The organism is Agrobacterium sp. LY4 (assembly GCF_001526585.1).
Classification (GTDB): Bacteria; Pseudomonadota; Alphaproteobacteria; order Rhizobiales; family Rhizobiaceae; genus Agrobacterium; species Agrobacterium leguminum.
The window spans coordinates 1-1,920 of sequence record NZ_ASYA01000035.1 but is presented as its reverse complement, the minus strand read 5'-3'; the positions used below and the strand labels follow the sequence as shown (position 1 = coordinate 1,920).

The window sequence follows — 1,920 nt, the reverse complement described above, 5'->3', positions numbered from 1 at the left end:
TTGCTGGTGTGGATGATCGTGCCTCTGGCGATGACGCTGTGGTTCTCGTTCCAGAACTACAATCTCCTCAATCCGGCCAATGTCAGCTTTGCTGGTCTGTTCAATTACCAGTATTTCTATACCGACCCGGCCTTCTTCCAGTCGATCTGGAACACGCTTTTGATCGTCGGCGGCGTCCTTCTGATCACCGTCATCGGCGGCATCGCCATTGCGCTCCTGCTCGACAATGACATTTTCGGCCAGGGCATCGTGCGCATCATGATCATCTCGCCCTTCTTCGTCATGCCGCCGGTCGCAGCTTTGGTGTGGAAGAACATGATCATGCATCCCGGTTACGGCGTGCTTGCCGATCTCTCGCGCTTCTTCGGTTTCCAGCCGGTCGACTGGTTCGCGCAGTTTCCGCTGCTCTCCATCATCATCATCGTCGCCTGGCAATGGCTGCCGTTTGCGACACTGATCCTCTTGACCGCCCTGCAATCGCTCGATGGCGAACAGAAGGAAGCCGCCGAGATGGATGGCGCCAACTTCGTCAACCGCTTCGTCTATCTGACCCTGCCGCATCTTTCCCGCGCCATCACCGTGGTCATCCTGATCCAGACGATCTTCCTGCTCGGCGTCTATGCGGAAATCCTCGTCACCACCAATGGCGGCCCCGGTTATGCCTCCACCAACCTCGCCTTCCTCATCTATCGCACGGCGCTTCTGGGCTACGACGTCGGCGGCGCTTCGGCCGGCGGCATCATCGCCGTCATCCTCGCCAATATCGTCGCCATCTTCCTGATGCGCGCCGTCGGCAAGAACCTCGACCGGTAAGGGGGAAACATCATGGCCCGCAAGACAACCACACGTGCGAAGATCGGCTTTTCCATCGCGGCCTGGGCCGTGGCGCTCCTGCTGTTCTTCCCGATCCTCTATGCCTTCCTCACCTCGATCAAGACCGAGCCGGAGGCAATCGCCGGCTTCAGCCTCATTCCCTCGGGCACGCTTGAGAATTACGTGACGGTCCAGACCCAGCGCGATTACTTCAAGCCGTTCATGAACTCGGTGGTGCTGTCGCTCGGCTCGACGATCATCGCGCTGATCATCGCCATTCCCGCCGCCTGGGCCATGGCGTTCTCGCCGACCAAGCGCACCAAGGACATTTTGATGTGGATGCTCTCCACCAAGATGATGCCGGCGGTGGCCGTGCTGGTGCCGATCTATCTGATCTTCCGCAATGCCGGCCTGCTCGATACCCGCATCGGGCTGACCATCATGCTCACCTTCATCAACCTGCCGATCGTCATCTGGATGCTATACACTTACTTCCGGGAAATCCCCGGCGAGATTCTGGAAGCCGCCCGCATGGATGGCGCATCCTTGTGGAACGAGATCGTGCATGTGCTGACGCCGATGGCGGTGCCGGGCATTGCCTCGACGCTGCTTCTGAACGTCATCCTTGCCTGGAATGAATCCTTCTGGACGATCCGGCTGACGACCACCAATGCAGCGCCGCTGACGGCCTTCATCGCCTCCTTCTCAAGCCCGCAGGGGCTGTTCTGGGCAAAACTCTCGGCCGCCTCGATGATGGCGATCGCCCCCATTCTCGTCATCGGCTGGTTCTCGCAGAAACAACTCGTGCGTGGCCTGACCTTTGGCGCCGTGAAATAAGGAACGACAAACATGGGCAGCATTTCCCTTCAGAACGTGTCCAAGCTCTTCGGTGAGGCGAAAGTCATCCCGTCGATCGATCTCGATATCAACGACGGCGAGTTCGTCGTCTTCGTCGGCCCCTCCGGCTGCGGCAAGTCCACGCTGCTGCGCCTGATTGCCGGGCTGGAAGATGTCTCCGGCGGCAAGATCGTCATCGACGGCAAGGATGTCACCGAAAAGGCTCCCGCCGAGCGTGGCCTTGCCATGGTGTTCCAGTCCTATGCGCTT

General features: G+C 59.4%; 3 protein-coding genes. All 3 read left to right on the top strand.

The genetic code is table 11. From position 1 onward, the window contains the following. On the top strand, positions 1–813 hold an 813-nt coding region (locus tag L904_RS21975), incomplete at its 5' end, for a carbohydrate ABC transporter permease (RefSeq protein ID WP_059762662.1). Between the two features lie 12 nt (positions 814–825). Next, entirely contained in the window at positions 826–1,650 is an 825-nt protein-coding gene (locus tag L904_RS21970; protein ID WP_003525171.1) for a carbohydrate ABC transporter permease, read from the top strand. A 12-nt stretch (positions 1,651–1,662) separates the two neighbouring features. After that, positions 1,663–1,920, top strand: a 258-nt coding sequence (locus L904_RS21965) for an ATP-binding cassette domain-containing protein (protein ID WP_156428584.1), incomplete at its 3' end; no start/stop codon positions are given.

Bases quoted from the DNA above. Each gene is read 5' to 3' on its own strand.
- L904_RS21970 (WP_003525171.1), top strand. From the start codon at position 826: ATGGCCCGCAAGACAACCACACGTGCGAAGATCGGCTTTTCCATCGCG.